Annotated in this window: 7 protein-coding genes; 5 read left to right on the forward strand and 2 right to left on the reverse strand. The window is 73.5% G+C overall.

What is annotated here, in order from left to right; all coding sequences use genetic code 11:
- From NH602_RS25830 to NH602_RS25840, 3 genes are all read left to right on the forward strand, one after another.
- Positions 1-857 (forward strand): PHB depolymerase family esterase (locus tag NH602_RS25830; protein WP_253069144.1); only part of this gene is annotated, 857 nt, incomplete at its 5' end.
- Positions 854-2389, forward strand: a complete 1536-nt coding sequence (locus tag NH602_RS25835; protein WP_253069145.1) for an AbgT family transporter — start codon at positions 854-856, stop codon at positions 2387-2389. The genes NH602_RS25830 and NH602_RS25835, both read left to right, overlap by 4 nt.
- Before the next feature lie 49 nt (positions 2390-2438).
- Positions 2439-3425: an aldo/keto reductase gene (locus NH602_RS25840; protein ID WP_253069146.1), complete on the forward strand. Its 987-nt coding sequence runs from the start codon at positions 2439-2441 to the stop codon at positions 3423-3425.
- Positions 3426-3429: 4 nt separating this feature from the next.
- On the opposite strand, the gene NH602_RS25845 is transcribed toward NH602_RS25840, so the two are convergent.
- Positions 3430-4134: a dienelactone hydrolase family protein gene (locus tag NH602_RS25845; RefSeq protein WP_073577076.1), complete on the reverse strand. Its 705-nt coding sequence runs from the start codon at positions 4132-4134 to the stop codon at positions 3430-3432.
- Between the two features lie 120 nt (positions 4135-4254).
- Between NH602_RS25845 and NH602_RS25850 the strand changes: the two genes are divergently transcribed.
- Complete coding sequence (locus NH602_RS25850; RefSeq protein WP_253069147.1) at positions 4255-5619, forward strand: FAD-binding oxidoreductase; 1365 nt, start codon at positions 4255-4257, stop codon at positions 5617-5619.
- A 38-nt stretch (positions 5620-5657) separates the two neighbouring features.
- Positions 5658-6935 (forward strand): class I SAM-dependent methyltransferase, encoded by a 1278-nt coding sequence (locus tag NH602_RS25855; protein ID WP_253069148.1) that lies wholly within the window; start codon positions 5658-5660, stop codon positions 6933-6935.
- Here NH602_RS25855 and NH602_RS25860 read toward each other — a convergent pair.
- On the reverse strand, positions 6932-7472 hold a 541-nt coding region (locus NH602_RS25860), incomplete at its 5' end, for a fructosamine kinase family protein (RefSeq protein WP_253069149.1). The two genes, NH602_RS25855 and NH602_RS25860, sit on opposite strands and share 4 nt — an antisense overlap.

Consider the following 7472-nt stretch of genomic DNA (forward strand, 5'->3'; position numbering starts at 1 on the left):
GCGGCCCGGCCGGAGCGCGGAGCCCCGGCTGCGGCCTCACCCCACCGCAGGCACCGGGCACCACGGCCGTCCGCACCGTGGACAGCGGTGGCCTGGCCCGCACCGTGCGCGTCCACCTGCCCGAGGGGTACCGCCCCGACCGGCCCACCCCGGTGGTCCTGGTCTTCCACGGACGCGGCAACGACGGCGCCACCACCGAGGACTTCTCCGGCCTGTCCGGGCTGCCCGCCGTCGTCGCCTACCCCGACGGGGTCCCCGGCGGTGAGGGGAAGCGCTCCTGGCAGGGCGCCCCGTACTCGGCGCCGGGCGTCGACGACGTCGCCTTCACCGGTGACCTCCTCGACGAGCTGGAGTCCACGCTCTGCGTCGACCCCGGCCGGGTCTTCGCCACCGGCAAGTCCAACGGCGGCGGCTTCACCGAGATCCTGGCCTGCCGGATGCCCGACCGGATCGCCGCGATCGCCCCGGTCGCGGGCGCCTACTACCGCGACGGCGAACCGCCGTGCCGGCCCGGCCGGCCGGTCCCGGCGTTGTTCGTGCACGGTACCGGCGACGCCACCATCCCCTACACCGGCGACGCCGACCGCGGCCTGCCCGCGATCCCGGCGAAGGTCGCCGAGTGGGTCGCCCGCGACGGCTGCCGGGCCCACCGGCAGACCCGCCGGATCGAGCCCGACGTGACCATCGCGACCTGGCGCGGCTGCCGGGACGGGGCCCGGGTGCGGCACGTCGCCGTCGACGGCGGCGGCCACACCTGGCCGGGCGCGACCGCCTACTCCGGCGGCGGCGTCACCACGCAGACGGTCCGCGCCACCGCCCTGGTCGGGGACTTCTTCGGCCTCGGGGGACCGCGATGAGCACCCCCGCCGCCACCCAGGACCGGGAGCTGCCCCGACTCGTGCGGGCGATGGCCGTCGTCGAACGGGTCGGGAACGCGCTGCCACACCCGTTCTGGCTGTTCTGGGTGCTGTCGGCGATCCTCGCCGTGGTCAGCGCCGGGCTGGCGGCGGCGGGCGTCGCCGTCGTCGCACCCGACGGCGAGCCCGTGGCGGTGCGGAACCTGCTCTCCGGCGACGGCCTCGCGATGGCCGTCTCGTCGATGATCGACAACTTCGCGCAGTTCCCGCCGATGGCCACCATCGTCACGGTGATCATGGGTGTCGCGGTCGCCGAGCGCAGTGGGCTGCTCGCCGCGGCCATGCGCGCCGGCGTCGCCCGGGTGCCCGCGTCGCTGGTGGTGTTCGCGGTCGCGTTCGCCGGGACCGTCGCGCACGTCGCGTCGGCCGCGGCGTACGTGATCCTGGTGCCGCTCGGCGGGCTCGCGTTCCGGGCGGTCGGGCGCTCGCCGATCCTCGGGATCGTCGTCGCCTACACCGCGATCGCCTCCGGCTACGACGCCAGCCCGGTCCCCACCCCGAACGACGCGATCTTCGCCGGCATCACCACCGCCGCGGCCCGGATCGTGGACCCGGCGGTCGTGGTGACCCCGGTCGGCAACTGGTTCTTCAACATCGCCTCCTCGGTCGTCCTCGCGCTGGTGATCACGCTTGTCACCCGGGTCGTCCTGGCCAAGCGGCCCGACCTGGACCCCGACCCCGACGCCCCCGACGACGACGTCGCCGGGCTGAGCCTGTCCGCGGCCGAGCGGACCGGCCTGCGCCGCGCCGGCTGGGTCCTGCTCGGCTGTGCCGTCCTGCTCGCCGCGGTCATGGCCCCGGAGTGGTCCCCGCTGCGCGGCGAGAACGGCTCGGTCGTCGAGTCCCCGCTGGTCGAGGGCATCGGCGCGGTCATCGCGCTGCTGTTCGGCCTGCTCGGCATCGTCTTCGGCCGCGCGGTCGGGACGATCGCCACCGCCGCCGACGTCCCGAAGCTGATGGCCGACGGGATCCGGCAGGTGGCCCCCGTGCTGGCGCTGTTCTTCGCGATCGCCCAGTTCCTGGCCTACTTCGACTGGACCCACGTCGGGGACGTGCTCGCCGTCGTCGCCGCGGACGCGCTGCGCACCACCGGCGTCCCGATCCCGGTCGTGTTCCTGATGGTGCTGGCCGTGCTCACCGTGGTGAACGTGATGGTCACCAGCGGGACGGCGATGTGGTCGATCGCGGCGCCGGTGATCGTGCCGATGCTGATGCTGGTCGAGGTGCCGCCGGAGACCACCCAGGCGCTGTTCCGGATCGCCGACTCCGGCTCGACGGCGATCACCCCGATGAGCCCGTACTTCGTGATGGCGCTGGGGTTCCTGCAGCGCTACCGCAAGGACGCGGGCATCGGGACGCTCGCGTCGTACACGCTGCCCCTGGCCGTCGCCATGACGGCGGTCTGGACGCTGTTGTTCTTCGCCTGGTGGGCACTGGGGATCCCACTGGGCCCGGGGGCCCCGGTCCGCTGAGGGGACGGACGCGGGGCGGGGACCGGGACGGTCGGGGACACTGGCGCAGGTGCGCTACCTCGACGGTCCCGGTCCCGGTCCACGACGCTGGTCGGTGATGGGCCTGGGCACCTGGCAGTTCGGCACGAGCGAGTGGGGCTACGGCGACGCGCTGGAGGCCGGGCGGATCGTCGCCCGCGCCCGCGAGCTGGGCGTCACCGTGTTCGACACCGCGGAGCTCTACGGCCCGCTGCGCAGCGAGCGGATCCTCGGCGACGCGCTGCGCGCCTGCGGTGGCCCCGGGTGGCGCGACGACGTCGTGATCGCGACGAAGTTCTTCCCGGTCCTGCCCCTGGGCCCGGTGCTGCGGCACCGTGCGGCCGCCTCCGCTGCCAGGCTCGGGGTGACCGAGATCGACCTCTACCAGGTGCACAAGCCGCACCCGCTGGTCGGCGACGCGTCGGCGATGCGTGGGATGGCCGAGCTGCAGCGGACCGGGCTGGTCCGCGACGCCGGCGTCTCGTCGTACACGCTGGACCGCTGGCTGGCCGCGGAGGAGGCGCTCGGCGGACCCGTGCTGTCCAACCAGGTCGAGTTCAGCCTCCTGCGCCGCAGGCCCGTCGCGGCCCTCGTCCCGCACGCCGCCGCGCACGGCCGCATCGTGATGGCCTACAGCCCGCTCGCCCAGGGCCTGCTCACCGGCCGCTACGACGCCGGCCACCGGCCCACCAACGCGGTGCGCCGCAGCAAGCCGGAGTGGCTGCCGGAGAACCTGGCCGCGCTGGCCCCGCTCACCGACGCCCTGCGCGACGTCGCCTCCGCGCACGACGCGACGCCGTCGCAGGTCGCGCTGGCGTGGGTGGTGTACCACCCGAACACGGTGGCGATCCCCGGTGCGTCGAGCGTGGCGCAGCTGGAGTCGAACGTGGCCGCGGCGGACATCGTGCTGACCTCCGACGAGTACGTCGGTCTCACCGCGGCCGCGCAGCGGGTCCGGCTGCGCACCGGACCCGCCACGCTGCCCGCCGTGGCCCGGGAGCTGCTGCGCTCCCGCTGAGCCGCTACTTGACGTGCTCGCGCAGGAACTGCGTCGCGCGGGTCCACGCGATCTCGGCCTGCTCGGCGTCGTAGGTGCCCATGTGGTTCTCGTCGTTGAAGAACGCGTGCCCGGCCGGGTACTGCAGGAACTCCGGGCGGGTGCCGGACTCGGCCTGGATGCGGTCGGCGAGGGACTCCACCGCGTCCGGCGGGGCCATGGTGTCCTCGGACCCGAAGTGGCCCTGCACAGCCGCGGTCAGGTTCGCGAACGACGGGTAGTCCTCCTTGAGCACCCCGTAGAAGGGCACGGCGGCCGCGACCTTGTCGCCCTGCTGCGCGGCGAGGACCAGCACGAAGCCGCCGCCCATGCAGAAGCCGACCGCGCCGACGGCCGAGGAGGTGACGTCGTCGCGCCCGAGCAGGAACTCCACCGCCCCTGCCAGGTCGGTCGCGGCGCCGTTGACGGGCAGCTCACCCATCAGCGCCCCCGCCTCGTCGGAGTCGTGCGTGGTGCGCCCGCCATACAGGTCGGGGGCGAGCGCGACGAATCCCTCGGCCGCGAACCGGTTCGTCACGTCGACGATGTGGTCGGTCAGGCCCCACCACTCCTGGATGACGATCAGGCCGGGTCCGGCCCCGGACTCGGGCAGGGCCAGGTAGCCGTGCGCGGTGTCGCCGCCGGAGGGGAAGGTGACGTTCTGCGCGGGGTTCTCGTTGGTGTGTGCCACGGGCGCGATGACATCACGACGGTGCCGGTACCGCCCGCCGGGAAGATCGTTGCGTCCTGTGACGGAGGACCCTCCGTTAATCATGAGCGTCGCAAACGATATGGGTCTATCGTCACCGCCATGCTCGCCGGGACAGCCACCCGAACCGCGCACGACGCCGCGGTGGAGAACCTGCGCCGGGCGCGCGCCGGAGCCGGCGCCGTCCAGCTGGGGAAGCCGTCGTCGAACCTGTTCCGGTTCGGTGACCGCGACACCGGCGCCGCCGCGCGACGCCTCGACACCTCCGCACTGGACGGTGTGCTCGGTGTGGACCCGGACCGGCGAACCGCCGAGGTACAGGGGATGGCGACCTACGAGACCATCGTGGACGCCACCCTCGTCCACGGGCTCATGCCGCTGGTCGTCCCGCAGCTCAAGACCATCACCCTCGGGGGAGCGGTCACCGGGCTCGGGGTCGAGTCGACGTCGTTCCGCGACGGGCTGCCGCACGAGTCGGTGCTCGAGATGGACGTCCTCACCCCGGCCGGGGAGCTGCTGCACGTCACCCCCGACGGGGAGCATGCCGACCTGTTCGCGGCGTTCCCCAACTCCTACGGCACGCTCGGCTACGCGGTCCGCCTGGTCGTCGAGCTGGCGCCCGTGAAGCCCTTCGTGAAGCTCACCCACCACCGGTACGCGAGCGCCTCCGTCGCGTCGGCGGCGATCGAGCGGTTCGTGGCGGCGGGCGAGGTGGACTTCCTCGACGGTGTCGTGTTCGGCCCCGACGAGCAGTACCTGACCACCGGGGAGTTCGTCGACGCCCCGATGCCGGGCGCCCGGATCTCCGACTACACCGGTCAGGAGGTGTTCTACCGGTCGCTGCAGCGCCGCCCGGTCGACCACCTCACCGTGCACGACTACCTGTGGCGCTGGGACACCGACTGGTTCTGGTGCTCGCGGGCGTTCGGCGTGCAGCACCCGGTGGTGCGCCGGTTCTGGCCACGCCGCCTGCGCCGCTCGGACGTCTACCGCCGTCTCGTCGCCCTCGACCAGCGTCACGGCGCGTCGAACCGGGTCCGGGAGGCCCTCGGCGGGACCGCCGAGGAGATGGTCGTGCAGGACGTGGAGATCCCGGTGGAGCGGCTCCCGGAGTTCCTCGAGTTCTTCCACCGGGAGATCCGGATCGAGCCGGTGTGGCTGTGCCCGCTGCAGCTGCGCGGGGAGCGGAGCTGGCCGCTGTACCCGATGGAGCCGGGCCGGCTCTACGTCAATGTCGGCTTCTGGTCCTCGGTGGCGGAGAAGCCGGGGGACCGGTGGGCACACAACCGGCTGATCGAGGAGTGTGTCGCCGACCTGGGCGGGCACAAGTCGCTGTACTCGACCGTGCACTACGGCGAGGACGAGTTCTGGTCGCACTACAACGGTGCGGCCTACCGGGCGGTGAAGCAGCGGTACGACCCGGACGGTCGGTCTCCCGACCTGTTCGCCAAGGTCACCGGCCGCTGACGAGCGCACCGCGGGGATCGACAGGGGAGGGATCGGCGATGACAGGAGTACTGGAACGGCGGGCCGCGACGACCGAGCCGGTGGCGGGGATCCTGTCCCACGTCCTGGGTTCCACGCGTGAGCTGCGGGTGGAGGGATTCGACGGGTCGCGGTCGGGGCCCGACGACGCCCCGGTCACGTTGCGGGTCAACTCGCCCCGGGCGCTGGCCCGGCTGGTGAGCGCCCCGGGCTCGCTCGGGCTGGCCCGGGCGTACGTGACCGAGGAGCTCGACGTGGAGGGGGACCTCTACACCGCGCTGCGGGCGATGGCCGAGGTGACGTTGCACTCGATCCCGCGCCGGGAGCAGCTGTGGCTGGCGCGCCGGCTGCTGCCCTACTGGCGCGAGCACCGGATGCCGCCGCCCGACCTGGAGGCCCGCCCCAAGGGGCTGCTGCACTCCAAGCGGCGCGACTCGCAGGCCATCTCGCACCACTACGACGTGTCCAACCGGTTCTACGAGTTCGTGCTCGGGCCGTCGATGACCTACACCTGCGCGGCCTACCCCGACGCCGACGCGTCGCTGGAGACCGCACAGGCCACCAAGTACGAGCTGGTGGCGACCAAGCTGGACCTGAAGCCGGGGATGCGGCTGCTCGACGTCGGCTGCGGCTGGGGCGGCATGGTCCGCCACGCCGCCCGCGAGCACGGCGTCCGCGCGCTCGGGGTGACCCTGTCCCGCGAGCAGGCCGCCTGGGCGCAGGAGGCCATCGAGCGGGAGGGCCTGTCCGAGCTGGCCGAGGTCCGGCACCTCGACTACCGCGACGTCCCCGACGGCGTCTACGACGCGGTGTCCTCGATCGGCCTGACCGAGCACATCGGCAAGGCCAACCTGGACTCCTACTTCGCGTCGATGTACGCCAAGCTCCGGCCGGGCGGGCGGATGCTGAACCACTGCATCACCCAGCCGCACCGGCCCGACCACCGTCACACCGACCCGTTCATCCACCGTTACGTGTTCCCCGACGGGGAGCTGGAGCCGGTCGCGGCGCTGGTGGACGCGATGAACGAGGCCGGCTTCGAGATCCGGCACGAGGAGAACCTGCGCGAGCACTACGCCATGACGCTGCGGGACTGGGGCGCGAACCTGGAGCGCAACTGGACCGACGCCGTCGCCGAGGTCGGTGTCGGGCGGGCCCGGGTGTGGCGGCTCTACATGGCAGCGTGCCGGCTGGGCTTCGAGCTGAACAACATCCAGCTGCACCAGGTGCTGGGTGTGAAGCTCGCCGACGGCGGGGCCGCCGGGTTCCCGCTGCGCGGGGAGCACGGGGCGTACTAGGGGAGACGGCGCGCGGCCGCGACGGCCTGCGCGCCGTACCCGCCCCCGAACAGCACGGCGTGCACCAGCAGCGGGAACAGCTGGTGCAGGTGGACCCGCTCGCGCCACCCGTCGGCGAGCGGGGAGTGCTCGTCGTAGGCGGCGAGGACGACGTCGAGGTGCGGCAGCCCGAACAGGTCCAGCATCGCGAGGTCGGACTCGCGGTGGCCGCCGTGCGCGGCCGGGTCGATCAGCCACGCAGCGCCGTCGCCGCCCCCGTCGCCCGACCAGAGCACGTTGCCGGACCAGAGGTCGCCGTGCAGCCGGGCCGGCGGCTCGTCCGGACCGGCCAGGGCACCGATCCGCCCGCACACGTCGTCGACGGCGGCGGCGCCGGCCGGGTCGAGGGCGCCGCGGTCCCGGGCGGCCCGCAGGTAGGGCAGCACCCGGTCGGTGGCGAACCAGTCGGCCCACGGGCCGTCGTGCGGACGGTTCTCCATCCGCGTGTGCCCGATCCACGCCCGCGCCGGCCCGCCCGGCGGCGGGGCACCGAACGCG

This window comes from Pseudonocardia sp. McavD-2-B (assembly GCF_024124365.1).
Lineage (GTDB): Bacteria > Actinomycetota > Actinomycetes > Mycobacteriales > Pseudonocardiaceae > Pseudonocardia > Pseudonocardia alni.